This window comes from Comamonas sp. 7D-2 (assembly GCF_022749555.1).
In the GTDB taxonomy this organism is placed as follows: Bacteria; Pseudomonadota; Gammaproteobacteria; order Burkholderiales; family Burkholderiaceae_C; genus Comamonas; species Comamonas thiooxydans.
Genome location: NZ_CP094238.1, coordinates 1,183,412 through 1,203,749 on the forward strand (window position 1 = coordinate 1,183,412; position 20,338 = coordinate 1,203,749).

Here is a 20,338-nt window from a genome sequence, read left to right on the forward strand (position 1 = left end):
GATTCGTGCAGCCTACAGCCCTCTTGTTCTTGATCGGGTTTGTGGCTGCGGTGCACATAAAAATTGGAAATTCCAGCAGGCGGCAAAGGTCTCTCGGCCCGGCGGACACAGTTTGCATTGTCAACGACGCTATTGCAATGTGAGCAAAAGCATGGCTGGCAAGGCTCTCAATTGTTGTCGATTGGCAACGAGATGAAACCTAATGTAGGTTTGCTGACGGTTTGCATTCGCCCGAATAAGCGGGCAATTGTCGCCCAAGCCTGGAGCTTGGACATGAAAAAAGCGCCGGCCATCACGAGGATGACTGGCGCTTTGCTGTGCTGGATCAAGCCATTCGCAGGCTTGATGGTGGACGGGATCAGGCTGCCAGCAGGATGCGCAGCATGCGACGCAGCGGCTCGGCAGCGCCCCACAGCAGCTGGTCGCCGATCACGAAGGCCGAGACGTATTCGGGGCCCATGTTGAGCTTGCGCACACGACCGACGGCCACTTCCAGACCGCCGGTGGTGGCAGCAGGAGTCAGCTCCTTGACGGTCAGTGCGCGGTCGTTGGCCACGAACTTGACCCAGGGATTGCCGCCCTTGATCAGGGCCTCGATCTCTTCCAGGGGCAGGTCCTTCTTGAGCTTCAGGGTCAGGGCCAGAGAGTGGCAGCGCATGGCGCCGATGCGCACGCACAGGCCGTCGACGGGGATCGTGGCTTCGGTGCCGAGAATCTTGTTGACCTCGGCCTGGCCCTTCCATTCTTCCTTGGACTGGCCGTTGGGCAGCTGCACATCGATCCAGGGGATCAGGCCGCCGGCCAGAGGCGCGCCGAAGAATTCGGTGGGCACATCTTCGCGGATGGTCTGGGCCACCTTGCGGTCGATTTCGAGAATCGCGGAAGCAGGAGTCGCCAGCTCGTCGGCCACGGCGGCGTGCACCACGCCCATGCCCTTGAGCAGCTCGCGCATGTGGTTGGCGCCACCGCCCGATGCGGCCTGGTAGGTCATGGAAGAGACCCATTCCACCAGACCGGCCTTGAACAGACCGCCCAGACCCATCAGCAGGATGGAGTTGGTGCAGTTGCCGCCAATCCAGTTCTTGCCGCCGGCAGCCAGCTTTTGCTGGATCAGGTCGTCGTTGACGGGGTCCAGCACGATGACGGCGTCGTTCTCCATGCGCAGCGAGGAGGCTGCGTCAATCCAGTGGCCGTTCCAGCCGGCGGCGCGGATCTTGGGGAAGACTTCCTTGGTGTAGTCGCCGCCCTGGCAGGTGATGATGATGTCGCACTTGGACAGCTCGGCGATGTCGTTGGCGTCCTTCAGCTCGGTGTGCACCGTGGCCATGGACGGGGCCTTGCCGCCGGCATTGGAGGTGGAGAAGAACACGGGCTCGATCAGTGCGAAGTCGCCTTCGGCCTGCATACGATCCATCAGCACGGAGCCGACCATGCCGCGCCAGCCCACCAAACCTACCAATTGCTTGCTCATTTGAAACGCCTTTTCAGTTTTGAAAACAGTAGCTTGAGACTGCTTCGTCCGGCTCGTCAGGGCCGGAAGGGGCGCGCGACGAACCGGGCTGGGTCAGCCTGTAATCGTCTTAATGGTGATTGCGCGCGCATTCACACCGGCAAGCTTTGCGGGTGTGAGGGTCTCGGGAGCGAAGGTGCGTGCGGCAAACATAAGAGTTGTCATTCTAGCGACTAGAGCCAAAGCTTGAAGAATTAAAAGTGCTTGAAACTCTAGTCAAAACGTCGAAATAAATGATTTATTTTTGACGTTTTGTTTTGTTTGGCGCCGAAAATTGCGTCGAACAAAAAAGCCACCGCTTTGCGGCGGTGGCCTGGCATCAGCGGTTTCCGGGCCTCAGACTCCTGCCAGTGCCTTGACCACGGCATCGCCCATTTCACGGGTGCTGACCTTGGTCGTGCCTTCGCTGTAGATGTCGGCGGTGCGCAGGCCATCGGCCAGCACCTTTTGCACGGCAGCTTCGATCTTCTGGGCGGCGGCTTCCTGGCCCAGGCTGAAGCGCAGCATCATGGCGGCCGAGAGAATGGTGGCCAGAGGATTGGCAATGCCCTTGCCGGCGATGTCGGGAGCCGAGCCGTGGCTGGGTTCGTACAGGCCTTGCTTCTTGTCGTTGAGACTGGCGCTGGGCAGCATGCCGATGGAGCCGGTCAGCATCGAGGCTTCGTCGGAGAGGATGTCGCCGAACATATTGCCGGTCACCACCACGTCGAAGCGCTTGGGTTCCTTGACCAGTTGCATGGCGGCGTTGTCCACGTACATATGGTCCAGGGCCACGTCGGGGTACTGCTTGGCGACTTCGCTGACCACATCCTTCCAGAGCTGGAAGGTTTCCAGCACATTGGCCTTGTCAACGCTGGTCACGCGCTTGCTGCGCTTCTGGGCGGCCTGGAAGGCGACATGGGCGATGCGCTCGATCTCGGGACGGGTGTAGCGCATGGTGTCGAAGGCTTCCTCGGCACCGGGGAAGTGGCCGTCGGGAGCGACACGGCGGCCGCGCGGCTGGCCGAAGTAGATATCGCCGGTCAGCTCGCGGATGATGAGGATGTCCAGGCCCGCCACCAGTTCGGGCTTGAGGCTGGAAGCATGGGTCAGCTCCTTGTAGCAGATGGCGGGGCGGAAGTTGGCGAACAGGCCCAGGGCCTTGCGCAGGCCGAGGATGGCCTGCTCGGGACGCAGGGGGCGGTCCAGCGTGTCGTACTTCCAGTCGCCCACGGCACCGAACAGGATCGCATCGGCTTCCTGGGCCAGCTTCAGCGTGGCAGGAGGCAGGGGGTGGCCGGCAGCTTCATAACCTGCACCGCCCACGGGAGCGGTTTCCATCTCCAGACCCAGATTCAGGGCCTCAAGCACCTTGACGGCTTCCGCAACGATTTCGGGACCGATGCCATCACCGGGCAAAACTGCAATCTTCATGATGTTCCTTTGATTAATTTGATAGCTGTTTGCGCTCTTTATTCATAGATTTCAGATTGAATCTCTATCGAAGTCTATTGATGACAATCGTAAGCAGCTCATTTATTGATAGTTTTACTTCGGGCTCAAGAGGCGGGCATCCCTCAACTGAGTGAGACCGGCACAGCAGAGAACCTTACCTCCAGCATGGCCCAAGTGAGAGACGGCCAGCAAGAGCAGCCTCGCGGCAAAGGCCGTCGTCCCCCTCTGGGGGAAGCCGCGGGGCCGCCTAGGCAAAGCGGCTCAGGGGGTTACTTCTGAATCAAGGTATGCGCCAGCCAGGGCTTTTGTGCCAGACGCTCGGCCTCGAAGGCCTTGATCTTGTCGGCATGGCGCATGGTCAGGCCGATATCGTCGAAGCCGTTGAGCAGGCAGTATTTGCGAAAGGCGATGACGTCGAAGGCGATCTCTTCGCCCTGGGGCCTCAGGATCACCTGGCGCTCCAGGTCGATGGTCAGCTCGTAGCCGGGGAAGGCCGCGACGTCGTTGAACAGCTGGTCGATCGTAGCCTCGGGCAGCACGATGGGCAGCAGGCCGTTCTTGAAGCTGTTGTTGAAGAAGATGTCGGCAAAGCTGGGGGCCAGGATGGCGCGGAAGCCGTACTGGTCCAGGGCCCAGGGCGCGTGCTCGCGGCTGGAGCCGCAGCCGAAGTTCTTGCGCGCGATCAGGATGCTGGCGCCCTTGAAGCGGGGCTGGTTGAGCACGAAGTCGGGATTGGGCTTGCGGTCGGCTTCGGGTACGCCGGGCTGGCCGGGCTGGTCCAGATAGCGCCACTCGTCGAACAGATTGGGGCCGAAGCCGGTCTTCTTGATGGACTTGAGGAACTGCTTGGGGATGATGGCGTCGGTGTCGACGTTCTCGCGGTCCATGGGGGCAACGAGGCCCTTGTGCACGGTGAATTTTTGCATGGTGTGATTCCAGAATCTTTAGTCTTGGCGACGTTCGCGTCTTGCATCAGAGACGGCCAGCAAGGGCCGCCCCGCAGCAAAGGCCGTCGTCCCCCTTGGGGGAAGACGCGCAGCGACTCAGGGGGTTACGCAAATTTACGGATGTCGACAAAGTGGCCGTGGATGGCTGCCGCAGCGGCCATGGCGGGGCTGACGAGGTGGGTGCGGCCGCCAGCGCCCTGACGGCCTTCGAAGTTGCGGTTCGAGGTCGACGCGCAGCGCTCGCCGGGCTCCAGGCGGTCGGCATTCATGGCCAGGCACATGGAGCAGCCGGGTTCGCGCCATTCAAAGCCGGCGGCCTTGAAGATCTGGTCCAGGCCTTCGCGCTCGGCCTGTTCCTTGACCAAGCCGGAGCCGGGCACGACCATGGCCAGCTTGATGTTCTTGGCGACCTTCTGGCCCAGCTTCTTGACCACGGCCGCGGCTTCGCGCATGTCCTCGATGCGGCTGTTGGTGCAGGAGCCGATGAACACCTTGTCGACAAAGATGTCGTTGATGGGCTTGCCGGGTTCCAGTGCCATATAGGTCAGCGCACGTTCGATGGCGCCACGCTTGTTCGAGTCTTTTTCCTTGTCGGGATCGGGGACGGCGGCATCGATGCCCAGCACCATCTCGGGGCTGGTGCCCCAGGTTACCTGCGGCACGATGTCGGCGGCGTTCAGCTCCACCACGAGGTCGAACTTCGCATCGGCGTCGGAATGCAGCGTCTTCCAGTAGCTGACGGCGGCATCCCATTCGCCACCCGTGGGCGCCAGGGGGCGGCCCTTGATGTAGTTGATGGTCTTGTCGTCCACGGCCACGAGACCTGCGCGAGCGCCGCCTTCGATGGCCATGTTGCAGACCGTCATGCGGCCTTCCACGCTCAGGTCGCGGATGGCTTCGCCGGCAAACTCTATGGTGTAGCCCGTGCCGCCGGCGGTGCCGATCTTGCCGATGATGGCCAGCACGATGTCCTTGGCGGTGATGCCGGGCGCGACCTTGCCGTTGACCTGCACCAGCATGTTCTTGGCCTTCTTGGCCAGCAGGGTCTGGGTGGCCATCACATGCTCGACCTCGGAGGTGCCGATGCCGTGGGCCAGCGCGCCGAAAGCGCCGTGGGTGGAGGTGTGGCTGTCGCCGCAGACCACGGTCATGCCGGGCAGGGTCGCGCCTTGCTCGGGGCCCATGACGTGGACAATGCCCTGGCCCTTGTCCATGAAGGGGAAGAAGGCGGCCGAGCCGAACTCGGCGATATTGCTGTTCAGCGTGGTGATCTGTTCCTTGCTGATGGGGTCGGCAATGCCGTCATAGCCGCGCTCCCAGCCGTCGGTGGGGGTGTTGTGGTCGGCCGTGGCCACGACCGAGCTGACGCGCCACAGCTTGCGGCCGGCCATGCGCAGACCTTCGAAGGCCTGGGGGCTGGTGACTTCGTGCACCAGATGGCGGTCGATATAGAGGACGGAGGTGCCGTCTTCCTCGGTGTGAACGACGTGCTCGTCAAAAATCTTGTCGTAGAGGGTGCGTCCCATGGTGGTCTCGTGAGGTTGGTTTGTTGGGAGGATTCTGTTGTGGCTTGATGCGATGTTTCAAGCCTTGGCGCTGGCGGGGCAGAGGTGATCGACCAGCAGGCGGGTGGTCACCGGCAGCGCTTCGAAGTCGCGGGCCACCACGCAGAGTTCGCGGTGCGCCCAGTCGTCGGTGAGCTGCACGGCGCGCAGATGGCCCACGCCATGCATCAGCTCGAATGCGCGGTCGGGCAGCAGGCCCAGTCCCAGGCCGTTGTCGATCATGCGGCACATGGCGTCCAGGCTGGTGACCTGGATGCGCTGGTGCAGCGGGTGGCCTGCCTGGGCTGCAGCAGCGCGCATGGCCAGGCTGATCGAGGAGCCCGCATGAAGGCTGACGATGTCCCATTCCAGCACTTCCGTGAAGGCGACGCTTTCGCGGTCGGCCAGGGCGTGGCGCTCGGGCACGACGACGACCAGTCGGTCTTTGCGATAGCTGCGGTACTGCAGCGGCACATTGCCCTGGGTCAGTTGCACGGTGGCCTGATTGCCTTCGCTGCTCCTGATATTGCCCAGCGTGCAGATGCCGATATCGGCCGTGCCCTCGGCCACGGCGCTCAGCACGTCGGGGCTCAGGTGCTCCTGCAGATCGATCTTGATCTGGCTGTGTTCGCGCGCAAAGGCTCCCAGGTCTTCGGGCAGAAACTGCACGATGGCCGACATATTGGCGTGCATGCGCACATGGCCGCGCACGCCGTCGGCGTATTCGGAGAGCTCGCCCTGCATGCGCTCCAGCCCGTAGAGCACATTGCGCGCATGGTGCAGCAGGCTCTCGCCGGCCGGCGTTAGCGTCACGCCGCGGCTGTGGCGATAGAGCAGGGCTGTGTCCACCGTCGCTTCCAGGTCGGACAGCCGCTTGCTGACGGCCGAGGCTGCAATGAACTCGCGTTCAGCGGCGCGGCCAATGCTGCCCAGTTCGCACACGGCGACGAACAGCTGAAGCGAGGTGAGATCGATGCGGCGCGCAAAACTGCGCTCTGAATTCTTCATGGGGTAGGCTCAAGTCTTCTCGTTTCGAGAAGTTTTCAGCATTTTTACCGATTAATCTAGCTGCATCCATCTTTGAATGAGATGTCTTGCTTGGCGATGGGTAAATTTTGGAGATGGGTGATTTCTTGCTTTGCGATGACTTGGCGAAACCTGGGGAAGCGATGTTGCATTTGTCAGTCTTGTGTACTTGCATTTTCATAGCGAAGACTCTAGATGCCAGAATCGTTCAAGCCTGATCAGGTCTGAGGAACAAAAGTTTTTCAGGTGCCTGAGTTCCGGCATTTTTTTACAAAGTAAATCGTCAGTAAAGCAGCCAGGAATCGACGCTATTCGCTGCAAAAATGTGAGTCATGAGAGTTCCCAATCATCCGATGTCCGACAGTGAGCCTTCCGAGTTGCCAGCTATGGCTTCGGGGTCGCTCCTCTTGCACCGCAGCCGTGGCTGGGGTCAGGTCTGCCTGCTGACAGCTGCGCTGGCTCTGGGCGGCACTGCCTTGCCAGCTGTGGCCAAAGGCAAGACCCCGGCCAAGTCCAGTGCGGCCGCGCCAGCCAAATCGTCCAAGCCCACCAAGAGCACGACTGCAGGTGCCGCCAAATCTTCATCGGCCAAGTCCGCCGGCAAGGCCGGTAAAAAAGGACGCACCGGCCGCAATGCAGCGGTCGCTGGTGCTGCGGCAGCAGGTGCGGCAGCGGCAGCTCCGCTGGGTCGTGAGCATTGGACGCCGGAGGCCAGGAACAATCAGGCCGAAGATGCCAAGGAACTGGCCGCCATGCGTGCAGCAGCACAGACGGGCGACGCCAAGGCCCAGTATCTGCTGGGCTCGCGCTACCGTTTTGGCAAGGGCGTGAACCAGGATCTGGCACAGGCCGTGCACTGGTATCGCCAGTCGGCCGACCAGGGCTATGCACCTGCGCAATCCGACCTGGGAGTGCTCTACGCCAACGGGCGGGGTGTGACTCTGGACGAAGTGCAGGCCGTGAACTGGTACCGCAAGGCGGCGGATCAGGGCGACGGCATTGCGCAGAACAATCTGGGGCTGATGTATGCCGAGGGGCGTGGCGTGGCCGCAGACGATGCGCAGGCCGTGAAATGGTTCGAGCGTTCGGCCAAAAGTGGCGAGGCTGCAGGCCAGTACAGCCTGGGAGTGATGCTCTCAAGCGGCCGGGGCGTCAAGGAGGATGGCCGGGCCGCCCTGCAGTGGTTTGAACAGGCGGCCGAGAAAGGCCATGCCGACGCCCAGTACAACACCGGCATGATCTATGCCGTAGGCGCGCTGGTGCCGCAGGATCTGACGCGCGCGGCGCGGTGGCTGGAGAAGTCCGCCGGTCAGGGCAATGCGGCGGCTCAGTCGTCTCTGGGTTTTCTCTATGCCAACGGCCAGGGCGTGCCGCAGGATGCAGGCCAGGCGGCGCGCTGGTTCGATCGCGCCGCCAAGCAGGGCTACACCCTGGCACAGTCGAATCTGGCAGCCATGTATGTCAGCGGTCAGGGCGTGCAGAAAGACATGGGCAAGGCCTATTTCTGGCTGGCTATCGCTCATGCCAAGGATCCCTCGCTGCAAAGCCGCATGCAGACGGCCGAGCAGGCATTGGGCCCCGCAGAACGGCTGAAGGTGCAGCGCGAGGTGCGCAACTGGAAGCCCGCCAAGGAGTGATTGGCGAGCCATGAAAAAAAAGCCCATCAGGCACTGCCGATGGGCTTTTTGTTGGGTGCAGGGGCCTAGCTGAAGAAACTCTTCAGGCGGTCCGTCCAGCTTTCGCCGCTGGGCGAATGCTTGGAGCCACCCTTCTTGAGCGATTCGTCCAGATCCTTGAGCAGCTTGCGCTGGTACTCGGTGAGCTTGACCGGAGTCTCCACCACGATGTGGCAGTACAGATCACCGGGGTAGCTGGAGCGAATGCCCTTGATGCCCTTGCCGCGCAGGCGGAACTGCTTGCCGGCTTGCGTGCCTTCAGGGATGTCGATCGCCGCCTTGCCTTGCAGCGTGGGCACTTCGATCTCGCCGCCCAGAGCGGCGGTGATGAAGCTCACGGGCACATTGCAGTGCAGATCGTCACCGTCGCGCTCGAAGATGTCGTGGTCCTTGACGCGAATCTCGATATAGAGGTCGCCTGCCGGGCCGCCATTGGTGCCGGGCTCTCCGTTGCCGGCCGAGCGGATGCGCATGCCGTCGTCGATGCCGGCGGGAATCTTCACTTCCAGCGTCTTCTGGCGCTTGACCTTGCCCTGGCCGCCGCAGGACGTGCAGGGCTCGGGGATGATCTTGCCTGTGCCGCGGCAGTGCGGGCAGGTCTGCTGCACGCTGAAAAAGCCCTGGCGCATCTGTACCGTGCCCATGCCGTTGCAGGTGGTGCAGGTCTTGGTGCTGGTGCCGGGCTTGGCGCCGCTGCCGCTGCAGGTGTCGCAGCTGTCCCAGCTTGGAATGCGGATCTGGGCATCCTTGCCCTTGGCAGCCTCTTCCAGGGTGATTTCCATGGAATAGCTGAGGTCGTTGCCGCGGTAGACCTGACGGCCGCCGCGACCGCCGCGGCCGCCACCGTTGAACATATCGCCAAAGATGTCGCCAAAGGCCTCGGCAAAGCCGCCAAAGCCCTCGCCGCCGCCCATGCCGCGATTGGGATCCACGCCGGCATGGCCGTACTGGTCGTAGGCCGCGCGCTTCTGGCTGTCGGAAAGCATCTCGTAGGCCTCTTTGACCTCCTTGAACTTTTCCTCGGCTTCCTTGGCCTTGTCGCCCTGATTGCGGTCAGGGTGGAACTTCATCGCCAGCTTGCGATAGGCCTTCTTGATGTCATCGTCCGAGGCGCTTTTGGCAACGCCCAGAACTTCATAGTAGTCACGTTTGGACATGTGAGTTTTCGGTCGGATGGAACAGGAACGCCGCGCCAGCTCCTGAGAGCCCGGCGCGGCGGCAAGCGGTCAATGGTTTGAGGCCAGGACCTGCCCGCGCTTAGTCCTTCTTGACTTCCTTGACTTCGGCGTCAACCACGTTGTCGTCAGCGGCAGCCGATGCGCTGGCACCGGCGGAGGCTGCTGCTGCGGCAGCAGCAGCTTCGGCACCGCCAGCGGCCTGTGCGTCGGCGTACATCTTCTCGCCCAGCTTCTGGCTGGCCGTCATCAGGGCCGTTGTCTTGGCGTCGATGGCGTCCTTGTCCTCGCCCTTGAGCGCTTCTTCCAGCTCCTTGACGGCAGCTTCGATGGCGCTCTTTTCGGCGGCATCCAGCTTGTCGCCATGCTCGGCCAGGCTCTTGTTGACGCTGTGAACAGCGGCTTCGCCCTGGTTCTTTGCAGTCACCAGCTCCAGCTTCTTCTTGTCGTCGGCTGCGTTCAGCTCAGCATCCTTGACCATGTTCTGGATTTCTTCTTCCGACAGGCCAGAGTTCGCCTTGATCGTGATCTTGTTTTCCTTGCCGGAAGCCTTGTCCTTGGCAGACACGTTCAGGATGCCGTTGGCGTCGATGTCGAAGGTCACTTCGATCTGGGGCACGCCACGACCTGCGGGCGGAATGCCTTCCAGGTTGAACTCGCCCAGCATCTTGTTGGCGCTGGCGATCTCACGCTCGCCCTGGAACACCTTGATGGTCACGGCCGGCTGGTTGTCTTCAGCCGTGGAGAAGGTCTGCGCGAACTTGGTGGGAATGGTCGTGTTCTTGCTGATCATCTTGGTCATGACGCCGCCCAGGGTTTCGATACCCAGAGACAGGGGAGTCACGTCCAGCAGCAGCACGTCGGAGCGCTCGCCACCCAGCACCTGGCCCTGCACGGCAGCGCCCACGGCCACGGCTTCGTCGGGGTTCACATCCTTGCGGGGATCCTTGCCGAAGAATTCCTTGACCTTTTCCTGCACCTTGGGCATGCGGCTCATGCCACCGACCAGGATCACGTCGTGGATGTCGGAGACCGAGATGCCTGCATCCTTGATGGCGGTGCGGCAAGGCGCAATCGTGCGCTCGATCAGATCGTCCACCAGCGATTCCAGCTTGGCGCGGGTCAGCTTGATGTTCAGGTGCTTGGGGCCTGTGGCATCGGCGGTGATGTAGGGCAGGTTGATGTCGGTCTGTGCGGAGTTCGACAGCTCGATCTTGGCCTTTTCGGCAGCTTCCTTCAGGCGCTGCAGGGCCAGCACGTCCTTGGACAGGTCAACGCCTTGTTCCTTCTTGAACTCGTCGATGATGTAGTTGATGATGCGCTGGTCGAAATCTTCGCCGCCCAGGAAGGTGTCGCCGTTGGTCGACAGCACTTCGAACTGCTTTTCGCCGTCCACGTCGGCGATTTCGATGATGGAGACGTCGAACGTACCACCGCCCAGGTCATACACGGCCACCTTGCGGTCGCCCTTGCCCACCTTGTCCAGGCCGAAGGCCAGGGCAGCTGCGGTAGGTTCGTTGATGATGCGCTTGACTTCCAGACCCGCGATGCGGCCGGCGTCCTTGGTGGCCTGGCGCTGTGCGTCGTTGAAGTAGGCGGGCACGGTGATGACGGCCTCGGTCACGGCTTCGCCCAGGAAGTCCTCGGCGGTCTTCTTCATCTTGCGCAGCACTTCGGCGCTGATCTGGGGAGGAGCCAGCTTCTGGTCGCGCACTTGCACCCAGGCGTCGCCGTTGTCGGCCTTGACGATCTGGAAGGGCATCAGGTCGATGTCCTTTTGCACCTCGGCTTCGGCGAACTTGCGGCCGATCAGGCGCTTGGCAGCGTAGATGGTGTTCTTGGGGTTGGTGACGGCCTGGCGCTTGGCGGATGCGCCGACCAGGATTTCGCCGTCTTCTTGATAGGCAACGATGGAGGGGGTGGTGCGGGCACCTTCGCTGTTCTCGATCACGCGGGTGTTGTTACCCTCCATGATGGCGACGCAGCTGTTGGTGGTACCCAGGTCAATACCGATGATTTTTCCCATAATTCTCTCCGTAATCTGTTGAATGTTTGCTTGATTCGTCACTTGTGGGCGTAGTGGCCGGCTTCAAGAGCCGTCACTTACTATTTTTTGCCCTGACGGTTGTTTTTTTGGGGTGTCTAGCCGGCTCAGCCCTGGGCAACGGTCACCAGCGCGGGGCGCAGGATGCGGTCGGCGATCACATAGCCCTTTTGCAGCACGGCAACCACGGTGTTGGCGGGCTGGTCGGCGGGAACCATGGAGATGGCCTGGTGGTGGTGAGGGTCGAACTTCTCGCCCGCAGCGGGATTGATGGCCAGCACCTTGTTGCGTTCCAGGGCCGAATTCAGCTGGCGTAGCGTGGCGTCCGAGCCTTCGCGCAGTTGTTCGGGCGTGGCGTTCTGGATGGCCAGGGCCGCGTCCAGGCTGTCGATCACGGGCAGCAGGCTTTCTGCAAAGCTCTCGATGCCGAACTTGCGTGCCTTAGCGACCTCTTCTTCGGCGCGACGGCGCATGTTTTCGGCGTCGGCCTTGGCACGCAGGTATTGGTCGGCCAGATCGGCGCTCTTGGCCTTGAGTTCTTCCAGCTCGGCCTGCAGACGTCCCAGTTCGTCCGACGCATTGGCTGCCAGGGCCGCTTCCAGTTCCTCGGGGCTGGCGTCGTTGATGGTGTTGGGGTTGTGGTTCTCGGTCATAGTTGGTGAAGGTTTCTCAAAACTTAAGACAATCTGTCTGCCAGATGCGCTCCGCCAGGTCTATTTCAAGACCCGTGCCGCCCAATAAAGGGCGGCGGGCGCAGCGGCTGGGGTGAGCCTGCAGCATTTGCGGGACATTACAGGGGAGTGAGTACTTGTGATTTCAAGACATCTCGCCTTGATTGACCAATGCTAATCGCAGGTTTATAGGCCCCAGAGTGTACAGATAGTCTGTCACTCGGCTAGAATCTCACGTTTTGCCTTGCCGCACCGCTACAGACGCAGTGGGCGGCGTTTACCCAAAAGGAGTCGTTATGCGTCATTACGAAATCATTTTGTTGATCCATCCGGATCAAAGCGAACAAGTTCCCGCGATGCTGGAGCGCTACAAGGGCATGATTGCCGCTGGTGGCGGCAAGGTGCATCGCGAAGAAGATTGGGGCCGTCGTCAGCTGGCTTACATGATCAACAAGCTCGCTAAGGCTCACTACCTGTGCCTGAACATCGAAGCCGACCAGGCTGTGATGGCTGAACTGGAACACGCCTTCAAGTTCAACGATGCCGTGCTGCGTCACCTGACTGTGCAGAAGAAGAAGGCTGAAACAGCTGCTTCCGCCATGATGAAGAGCGTTGAGCGCGAAGAAGCCCGCAAGGCCAACCAGGCTGAGCACGCTTAATAGCATCAGACACTGAAGGAGTGGAAAACCGCGTTGTATTGACGGGCCTTCTCGTAGAGCAAGCTGCTTTGCGCTACACGCCCGCCGGATTGCCGGCCCTGGATTTGCGAATTGAACACAGTTCGCAGCAACAAGAGCTGGGCAGTGCGCGCAACGTGAATGCATCTGTCAAGGCTGTTGCCTTTGGCGCCCTGGCTGAAAAGCTGGCCCGCCAAGCACCCGGTAGCCAATGGACCTTTCAAGGTTTTCTGGCCACGCCGCGCAATAGCAAGATGCTGGTTTTACACATTCAGGATATTCAACAAAATTAATTTTCAAGAGGTCCAGCAATGGCCACGTTCAAGAAATTCAACAAGGACAAGCGTCCTAAGCGCAACACCCAGTCGCTGCTGTTCAAGCGCAAGCGTTTCTGCCGCTTCACAGTCGCCGGCGTCGAAGAAATCGACTACAAGGATGTCGACACCCTGCGTGACTTCATCGCCGAAAACGGCAAGATTGTGCCCGCACGCCTGACCGGCACGCGCGCCATCTACCAGCGTCAGCTGAACACAGCCATCAAGCGCGCTCGCTTCCTGGCTATGCTGCCCTACTCTGACCAGCACAAGATCTAAGGAGCACGACTATGCAAATCATTCTGCTCGAAAAGGTTGTGAACCTGGGTAACCTGGGCGATATCGTCAAGGTCAAGGACGGTTACGCTCGTAACTTCCTGATCCCCTCCGGCGCTGCACGTCGTGCAACAGCTGCTGCCAAGGCTGAATTCGAAGCCAAGCGCGCTGAGCTGGAAAAGGCTGCCGCCGAGAAGCTGGCTGCCGCTCAAGAACTGAGCGAAAAGCTCAACGGCGTGAACGTGAAGATCACTCAGAAGGCTGGCGTTGACGGTCGTCTGTTTGGTTCCATCACCAACGCCGACATCGCTGAAGAACTGGTCAAGGCCGGTTTCGCAGTGAACAAGTCGCAAGTGCGCATGCCCAACGGCCCCATCAAGACCGTTGGCGACGCCACTGTGGTGGTGGCTCTGCACACCGACGTGGCTGCAGAAGTGGCCGTCTCCGTGTACGGCGACCACTCCTAATTCAGGCTCTGTTCTGAATTGGCAAAAAGCCGCCTTCGGGCGGTTTTTTGTTTTCTGGTAATTGTTTGTCTCGCCAGCGTTTTTATCGTCACCCGCCGTGACGTCGCCACCGCCTCCCGCTACGATGGAGGACTTGTCTCTAGGAGTCTCATGTCGTCAGTAATGCCCCCGCTTGATCTGCAAGATGATGCATTCGCCCCGGTTCCCACTGCCGATCAGCAGGTGGCGCAACTGCGTGTGCCGCCGCACTCCATGGAGTCGGAATCTTCGGTGCTCGGCGGTCTGCTGCTGGACAACAATGCCTGGGAGCGCGTTGGTGATCTGCTTGGCGACGGCGACTTCTACCGGCACGAGCACAAGCTGATCTACGAAGCCATCGGCAAGCTGATCAATGCCAGCAAGCCGGCTGACGTGATCACGGTTTATGAGCATCTGCAGGGCATGGGCAAGGCCGAGGAAATCGGCGGCCTGATGTACCTGAACCAGCTGGCGCAGTATGTGCCCAGTGCCAGCAATATCCGCCGCTATGCGGAAATCGTGCGCGAGCGCGCCATCTTGCGCAAGCTGGTCACGGCCAGCGACGACATCGCGACCAATGCCTTCAATCCGCAGGGCAAGACCGTGGAACGCATCCTCGACGAAGCCGAGCAGAAGATCATGGCGATTGGCGAGGAGGGGGCGCGTAACAAGCAGGGCTTCCAGTCGCTGGATTCGCTGGTGGTGGATCTGCTGGACCGGGTCCAGGAGATGGCCGACAACCCCATGGATGTGACCGGCGTGCCCACGGGCTTTGTCGATCTGGATCGCATGACATCGGGCCTGCAGGCCGGCGACATGGTGGTGCTGGCGGCGCGTCCCTCCATGGGCAAGACCTCGTTTGCCGTGAATATTGCCGAGCATGTGGCGCTCAATGAAGGCTTGCCGGTCGCCATCTTCTCCATGGAAATGGGCGCGGCCCAGCTGGCGGTTCGTATCGTCGGCTCCATCGGCCGCGTCAATCAGGGCAATCTGCGTACCGGCAAGCTCAGCGACGACGAGTGGCCGCGTCTGACCGAGGCCATCGAGCGCTTGCGCACCGTGTCGCTGCATATCGACGAAACCCCTGGCCTGTCTCCAACCGAGCTGCGTGCCAATGCGCGTCGTCTGGCGCGCCAGTGCGGCAAGCTGGGCCTGATCGTGGTCGACTACCTGCAGCTGATGAGCGGATCGGGATCTGCAGCCAGTTCCGACAACCGAGCCACCGAGCTGGGCGAAATCTCGCGGGGCTTGAAGATGCTGGCCAAGGAGCTGCAATGCCCGGTGATTGCGCTGTCCCAGCTCAACCGCTCGGTGGAGCAGCGTACCGACAAGCGCCCCATGATGTCCGACCTGCGTGAATCGGGCGCCATCGAGCAGGACGCGGACATCATCATGTTCATCTACCGCGACGACTACTACAACAAAGAGAGCAAGGAGCCCAATATTGCCGAGGTCATCATCGGCAAGCAGCGTAATGGGCCGACTGGGACGGTGAAGCTCTTCTTCCAGAAGAACCAGACGCGTTTCGAGAATCTGGCGCAGGGCTACGGCACGGATGAATACTAAAAATCATAGCTGTTAGCGCTTTTGGAGTATGGGTTTCATAACTCTATGAATATGAAAACTATGAATATCAAGCGCTGCCAGCTATCAAATTGAAGGACATAAGAAAAGCCCGCAAGGCACAGACCTTGCGGGCTTTGTTTTTTGAGCAGCTGCGGGGTTAGCGGCTGAACAGGTAGATGCCAAGACCGATCACGCACAGTCCCAGCACGCCGCAGGCCCAGGCCAGGCGCTGTGCACCTATGCGCAGCGCGCCCACGGTTGCGACGATCTGGGCATTTTGCTGGGCCAGCTTCTCGATGATCTCCAGCGACTGGCGCTGCGATTGCTCGAGCTGGCCGATGCGCTCCTCCTGCTGCTGGATCAGCAGCAGCGCCTGCTCGCCGGCGGAGGCCGGTGGCGAGATGCGCTGCGCAGCGCTTTGCGCGCTGGCGTCCTGCTCGCGCGCCTCGGCCTGGGCTTCTTTCTTCTTGAGCATGCCCTGGGCGGCCTTCACCACCTGAGGCGTGGCCTTGATGACCTCGCCCCAGGGCACGAGCTTGAGTGCCGCGATCCAGCTCGCCACTTACAGCACCTCGCTGGCGAAGTCAGCCAGGCGCGAGCGTTCGCCGCGCGCCAGCGTGATATGGCCGCTATGGGGCCAGCCCTTGAAGCGGTCCACCACATAGGTCAGGCCCGAGCTGCCTTCTGTCAGGTAGGGCGTGTCGATCTGGGCCAGATTGCCCATGCAGATGATCTTGGTGCCGGGGCCGGCACGTGTGATCAAGGTCTTCATCTGCTTGGGGGTCAGGTTCTGGGCCTCGTCGATGATGACGTATTTGTTCAGAAACGTGCGACCGCGCATGAAGTTCATGCTCTTGATCTTGATGCGGCTGCGGATCAGCTCGTTGGTGGCGGCGCGCCCCCACTCGCCGGCATTGCCGCCGTCGCCCTTGGCCAGGAACTCCAGGTTGTCGTCCAGAGCGCCCATCCAGGGGCCCATCTTTTCCTCTTCCGTGCCGGGCAGGAAGCCGATATCTTCGCCCACGCTCACGGTGGCGCGGGTCATGATGATCTCGGTATAGCGGCGTTCGTCCAGCACCTGCGCCAGGCCGGCGGCCAGGGCCAGCAGGGTCTTGCCGGTACCTGCCGTGCCTGTCAGTGTGACAAAGTCCACTTCGGGGTTGACCAGCAGGTTCATGGCGAAGTTCTGCTCGCGATTGCGTGTGGACACGCCCCAGACGGCATTCTTGGGGTTGCCGAAGTCGCGCAGCGTCTTGAGCACGGCCGTCTTGTCGCGGATTTCGGTCACGCGCATATAGAGGCTGGGCTCGCCCGGTGCTTCGTAGTAGACGAACTGGTTGATCATCAACTGGTCGACGATGGCGCCGCTGACGCGGTAGTAGGTGATGGCGCCTTCCTGCCAGCTCTCCACATTCTTGCCGGCCTTGGCCCAGAAGTCGTGGGGCAGGGCCAGTGCGCCCGAGTACAGCAGATCGCCGTCTTCCAGCACCTTGTCGTTCTGGTAGTCCTCGGCGGCTAGGCCCAGGGCGCGCGCCTTGACGCGCATATTGATGTCCTTGGACACCAGCACGACTTCGCGATCCTTGTGCTGCTCGCGCAGGGCTGCGACCACACCCAGAATCTGGTTGTCGGCCTTGCCCTGTGGCAGGCTCTCGGGCAGGGATGCATCCAGAGGGTTGGTCTGGAAGTACAGTGTGCCGGTGGCGCTGCGCTGACCCGTGGCATTGAGCGGCAGGCCTTTTTCCAGACCGTCGGCGGGCTGGGATGCAACCAGGGAGTCCAGGGTGCGGCTGACCTGGCGGCCGTTGCGCGCCACCTCGGTCATGCCCTTTTTGTGGTTGTCCAGTTCTTCCAGCACCACCATGGGCAGGAAGATGTCGTGCTCTTCAAAGCGGAACAGGCTGCTGGGGTCATGCAGCAGCACATTGGTGTCCAGCACGAACAGCGTGGTCGGGCCGGTGCGCGTATTGCGGGCGCGGCGAGCAGGCTTGGCAGTCGCGTCGGCGGGTTTGGCAGGTGCTGCAGCGGCGGTTGTGGCAGCGGTCTTGCGCGGCGCCTTGGCTGCAGCAGTTGCAGCGACAGTGGGCTTGCTGGCACTGCGACGGGACTTGGTGACTGCAGGGGCGGGCTCAGGAGCCGCACTCAGGGCGGCTCCGTTGGAGGGGTTCAGATCCTCGTCAAGTTCTGCAGTCTGCTTGGCAGGCTTGCGGATGGACGAAAAGGCTTCTGCGGAGAGCTTTGCGGCGCGGTGGCCGGGTGCGGGGGGCAGGGGCATAGTGGACGAACCGTTCTCAACAAGATTCAAAAAGCACAAAGCCGCCTGGAAACCGAGGCGGCTTTGGTGGGGTGAACAGAGAATACTGCGTAGCACTGAGGCATGCCCCATTATGCATAGGCTCCGAGGGCCTGAAGCAGTATTTCCTGTTTTGCCTTGTTTAAAGACTTTGAAATACTTTGCGTGTAGATGATTGCAAGGTTTCAGTCCCGGGCTAGGCTCAGGCCACCTTCTTGTCTTGAGTCTTCAGGCTTTTGACGGCCTTGAGTACTTCGTCCACGTGGCCGGGGACCTTCAGGCCGCGCCATTCCTGCATCAGGATGCCGTCGGCGCCGATCAGGAAGGTGGAGCGCTCGATGCCCTTGACCTTCTTGCCGTACATGATCTTGTTCTTGACCACGCCAAACATGTGGCACATCTTTTCTTCGGTGTCGGCAATCAGCTCGAACGGCAGTTCCAGCTTTTCCTTGAAGTCGTTGTGCGAGTTCATGTTGTCACGCGACACACCGAACACGGTGGCGCCAGCCTTCACGAAATCCTTGTACTTATCGCGGAATTGCATTGCTTCCGTGGTACAACCCGGCGTGTTGTCCTTGGGGTAGAAATACAGGATCAGAATCTGGCCGTTGTGCGAGGTGTTGGACACCTTGACGCCGCCGGTGGCGTTGGCTTCAAATTCTGGGAGTGGTTTGTTGACAACGATCGCCATGCGCTTGTATCTCTCGGGTGTGTTCGTTGAAATGCCGAGGGCGTCGGTGGTATTTTTGTTTTTATCAATCGATCGCCCCCAACCGCAACCTGCGATTTTACCCTGAAATACGTATTTCTCTCAATGTAAGCTCAGAAGTCTATGCTAGCAGCAGGGCTGCGACTACGTTGCGGCCTTCGCTGGCCAGAACGTTATAGGTACGGCAGGCCGAGGCGGTGTCCATGCTTTCCAGGCCAATGCGTTTGGCGATCAGCGGCTTGAGCCAGGCCACGGGTGGAAAGCGGTTCTTGCTGCCGCTGCCAAAGAGGACGACTTCCGCATCCAGCTTGGCGAGCTCCTCGAAATGCTCGGCCGTCAGGTCTTCGAAACGGGCGCAGTTCCACTCGGTCAGCAGGCCGCGGGCCCCGACCAGCAGACTGGTTTCGTGGTTTTGCTTGTCAACCGCGATCCAGCCCGGGCCATAGCCGGTGATGGTTTGCGCATCGGATTTGTCTGCCTGAAATTTCATGATGGAGAGTGTGCGCAATCGGCGCGCTGGACGGGTGCGATGGCTGCTGTCTCCATACAGAGAGGGTGGGGACATTGCTGCAGCGCGGAACTGTGCTTAAATTATAGGTTTCACCATGGCGTTTAATGCGCCCTGGCGTGCCTGAAATCCTTTTGCATTGATTCGCATGAAAACCGTTCAAAAATCCGCCAAGTTAGCAAACGTCTGTTACGACATCCGCGGGCCGATCATGGACGCGGCGAAGAAGATGGAGGACGACGGCCAGAAGATCATCAAGCTCAATATCGGCAATCTGGCCGTGTTCGGCTTCGATGCTCCCGAGGAAGTGCAGCAGGACATGATCCGCAACCTGCCCAACTCGGCAGGCTACTCCGACAGCAAGGGCATCTTCGCGGCGCGCAAGGCCGTGATGCATGAAACCCAGCGCCAGGGCATCAAGGGCGTGACGCTGGACGACATCTATCTGGGCAACGGTGCTTCGGAGCTGATCAGCCTGGCCACCAACGCGCTGCTGGACAACGGCGACGAGATGCTGCTGCCTGCGCCCGACTATCCGCTGTGGACGGCTGCCACCAGCCTGTCCGGCGGCACGCCCGTGCATTACATGTGCGACGAGTCCAATGGCTGGATGCCCAATATGGATGACATCCGCGCCAAGATCACGCCGCGCACCAAGGGCATCGTCGTCATCAACCCCAACAACCCCACGGGTGCGCTGTACTCCAGGGAGCTGCTGCTGCAGATCGTGGAGCTGGCGCGCGAACATGGCCTGGTCATCTTCGCAGACGAGGTCTACGACAAGGTGCTGTACGAGGATGCCAAGCACACGCCGCTGGGCAGCCTGTCCATCGATGTGCTGACCATCACCTTCAATTCCCTCTCCAAGGCCTACCGCTCCTGCGGCTACCGTGCTGGCTGGATGGTGATCTCGGGCGACAAAAAGCCCGCCAAGGATTACATTGAGGGCCTGAACATGCTCTCCAACATGCGCCTGTGCGCCAATGTGCCCGGCCAATGGGCGGTGCAGACGGCACTGGGCGGTCATCAGAGCATCGATGCTCTGGTGCAGGAAGGCGGTCGCCTGCGCGTGCAGCGCGATCTGGCCTGGGAGCTGATCAACGCCATTCCCGGCGTGAGCTGCGTCAAGCCTCAGGGCGCGCTGTACATGTTCCCGCGCCTCGATCCAGCCGTCTACCCGATCCAGGACGACCAGGAATTCTTCCTCGAAGTGCTCCAGGAAACCAAGGTCATGCTGGTGCAGGGAACGGGTTTCAACTGGCCCGAGCCTGATCACTTCCGTATCGTGTTCCTGCCGCATGAGGCAGATCTGCGCGAGGCCATCAACCGGCTGGCAGCCTTCCTCGAGAAGTACCGCAAGCGCCATGGCACGGACAAGCCCAAGGCAGTGCCGGCAGAAAAGGCACTTAAGCCTGCCAAGGCTGAGAAAGCCGCGTAACTCATCTTTTTGATAGCTGGTGGCGCTTGATTTTCAAGCGCTTCA

At 60.9% G+C, this 20,338-nt stretch carries 19 protein-coding genes; 7 read left to right on the forward strand and 12 right to left on the reverse strand.

The annotated features are described in order from the left end of the window. Positions 1–358: 358 nt before the first annotated feature. From asd to MPZ60_RS05360, 5 genes are all read right to left on the reverse strand, one after another. Positions 359–1,471, reverse strand: coding sequence for an aspartate-semialdehyde dehydrogenase (gene asd, locus MPZ60_RS05340; RefSeq protein WP_034353430.1), 1,113 nt, complete (start codon positions 1,469–1,471; stop codon positions 359–361). A 375-nt stretch (positions 1,472–1,846) separates the two neighbouring features. Beyond that, positions 1,847–2,923: a 3-isopropylmalate dehydrogenase gene (gene leuB, locus MPZ60_RS05345; protein ID WP_034353433.1), complete on the reverse strand. Its 1,077-nt coding sequence runs from the start codon at positions 2,921–2,923 to the stop codon at positions 1,847–1,849. A 290-nt stretch (positions 2,924–3,213) separates the two neighbouring features. Then, positions 3,214–3,870, reverse strand: coding sequence for a 3-isopropylmalate dehydratase small subunit (leuD, locus tag MPZ60_RS05350; protein WP_003057935.1), 657 nt, complete (start codon positions 3,868–3,870; stop codon positions 3,214–3,216). Between the two features lie 125 nt (positions 3,871–3,995). Next, positions 3,996–5,417 (reverse strand): 3-isopropylmalate dehydratase large subunit, encoded by a 1,422-nt coding sequence (gene leuC, locus MPZ60_RS05355; protein ID WP_034359734.1) that lies wholly within the window; start codon positions 5,415–5,417, stop codon positions 3,996–3,998. Between the two features lie 57 nt (positions 5,418–5,474). Next, positions 5,475–6,443 (reverse strand): LysR family transcriptional regulator, encoded by a 969-nt coding sequence (locus MPZ60_RS05360; RefSeq protein ID WP_003064272.1) that lies wholly within the window; start codon positions 6,441–6,443, stop codon positions 5,475–5,477. A gap of 350 nt (positions 6,444–6,793) precedes the next feature. On the opposite strand from MPZ60_RS05360, the gene MPZ60_RS05365 reads away from it, so the two are divergent. After that, positions 6,794–8,098, forward strand: coding sequence for a tetratricopeptide repeat protein (locus MPZ60_RS05365; RefSeq protein ID WP_080746198.1), 1,305 nt, complete (start codon positions 6,794–6,796; stop codon positions 8,096–8,098). A 65-nt stretch (positions 8,099–8,163) separates the two neighbouring features. On the opposite strand, the gene dnaJ is transcribed toward MPZ60_RS05365, so the two are convergent. From dnaJ to grpE, 3 genes are all read right to left on the reverse strand, one after another. Further along, entirely contained in the window at positions 8,164–9,294 is a 1,131-nt protein-coding gene (gene dnaJ, locus MPZ60_RS05370) for a molecular chaperone DnaJ (RefSeq protein WP_034359736.1), read from the reverse strand. Positions 9,295–9,394: 100 nt separating this feature from the next. Then, positions 9,395–11,338 (reverse strand): molecular chaperone DnaK, encoded by a 1,944-nt coding sequence (dnaK, locus tag MPZ60_RS05375; protein ID WP_034359738.1) that lies wholly within the window; start codon positions 11,336–11,338, stop codon positions 9,395–9,397. Positions 11,339–11,463: 125 nt separating this feature from the next. Then, on the reverse strand, positions 11,464–12,009 hold the full coding sequence (grpE, locus tag MPZ60_RS05380; protein WP_012837282.1) for a nucleotide exchange factor GrpE: 546 nt from the start codon (positions 12,007–12,009) through the stop codon (positions 11,464–11,466). Between the two features lie 314 nt (positions 12,010–12,323). On the opposite strand from grpE, the gene rpsF reads away from it, so the two are divergent. From rpsF to dnaB, 5 genes are all read left to right on the forward strand, one after another. Beyond that, on the forward strand, positions 12,324–12,686 hold the full coding sequence (rpsF, locus tag MPZ60_RS05385) for a 30S ribosomal protein S6 (RefSeq protein WP_003064289.1): 363 nt from the start codon (positions 12,324–12,326) through the stop codon (positions 12,684–12,686). A 20-nt stretch (positions 12,687–12,706) separates the two neighbouring features. After that, on the forward strand, positions 12,707–12,997 hold the full coding sequence (priB, locus tag MPZ60_RS05390; protein WP_003064293.1) for a primosomal replication protein N: 291 nt from the start codon (positions 12,707–12,709) through the stop codon (positions 12,995–12,997). An 18-nt stretch (positions 12,998–13,015) separates the two neighbouring features. Further along, entirely contained in the window at positions 13,016–13,297 is a 282-nt protein-coding gene (gene rpsR, locus MPZ60_RS05395) for a 30S ribosomal protein S18 (RefSeq protein WP_003057920.1), read from the forward strand. An 11-nt stretch (positions 13,298–13,308) separates the two neighbouring features. Then, entirely contained in the window at positions 13,309–13,761 is a 453-nt protein-coding gene (rplI, locus tag MPZ60_RS05400; RefSeq protein ID WP_003064296.1) for a 50S ribosomal protein L9, read from the forward strand. Between the two features lie 150 nt (positions 13,762–13,911). Beyond that, complete coding sequence (dnaB, locus tag MPZ60_RS05405) at positions 13,912–15,345, forward strand: replicative DNA helicase (RefSeq protein WP_034359740.1); 1,434 nt, start codon at positions 13,912–13,914, stop codon at positions 15,343–15,345. Positions 15,346–15,502: 157 nt separating this feature from the next. Here the strand turns inward: dnaB and MPZ60_RS05410 are convergent, their stop codons facing one another. The 4 genes from MPZ60_RS05410 to MPZ60_RS05425 all read right to left on the reverse strand — a co-directional run bounded on the left by MPZ60_RS05410 (position 15,503) and on the right by MPZ60_RS05425 (position 18,837). Then, entirely contained in the window at positions 15,503–15,907 is a 405-nt protein-coding gene (locus tag MPZ60_RS05410) for a hypothetical protein (protein ID WP_034359741.1), read from the reverse strand. Beyond that, positions 15,908–17,620 (reverse strand): PhoH family protein, encoded by a 1,713-nt coding sequence (locus MPZ60_RS05415; protein ID WP_034359743.1) that lies wholly within the window; start codon positions 17,618–17,620, stop codon positions 15,908–15,910. A 220-nt stretch (positions 17,621–17,840) separates the two neighbouring features. Next, the gene (locus MPZ60_RS05420) at positions 17,841–18,329 is read right to left on the reverse strand and encodes a peroxiredoxin (protein WP_003057908.1); all 489 of its coding nucleotides are present in this window, start codon (positions 18,327–18,329) and stop codon (positions 17,841–17,843) included. A 139-nt stretch (positions 18,330–18,468) separates the two neighbouring features. Then, positions 18,469–18,837 (reverse strand): Mth938-like domain-containing protein, encoded by a 369-nt coding sequence (locus tag MPZ60_RS05425; RefSeq protein WP_003064306.1) that lies wholly within the window; start codon positions 18,835–18,837, stop codon positions 18,469–18,471. Positions 18,838–19,003: 166 nt separating this feature from the next. On the opposite strand from MPZ60_RS05425, the gene MPZ60_RS05430 reads away from it, so the two are divergent. After that, positions 19,004–20,293, forward strand: coding sequence for a pyridoxal phosphate-dependent aminotransferase (locus MPZ60_RS05430; protein WP_003057902.1), 1,290 nt, complete (start codon positions 19,004–19,006; stop codon positions 20,291–20,293). Positions 20,294–20,338: the final 45 nt, after the last annotated feature.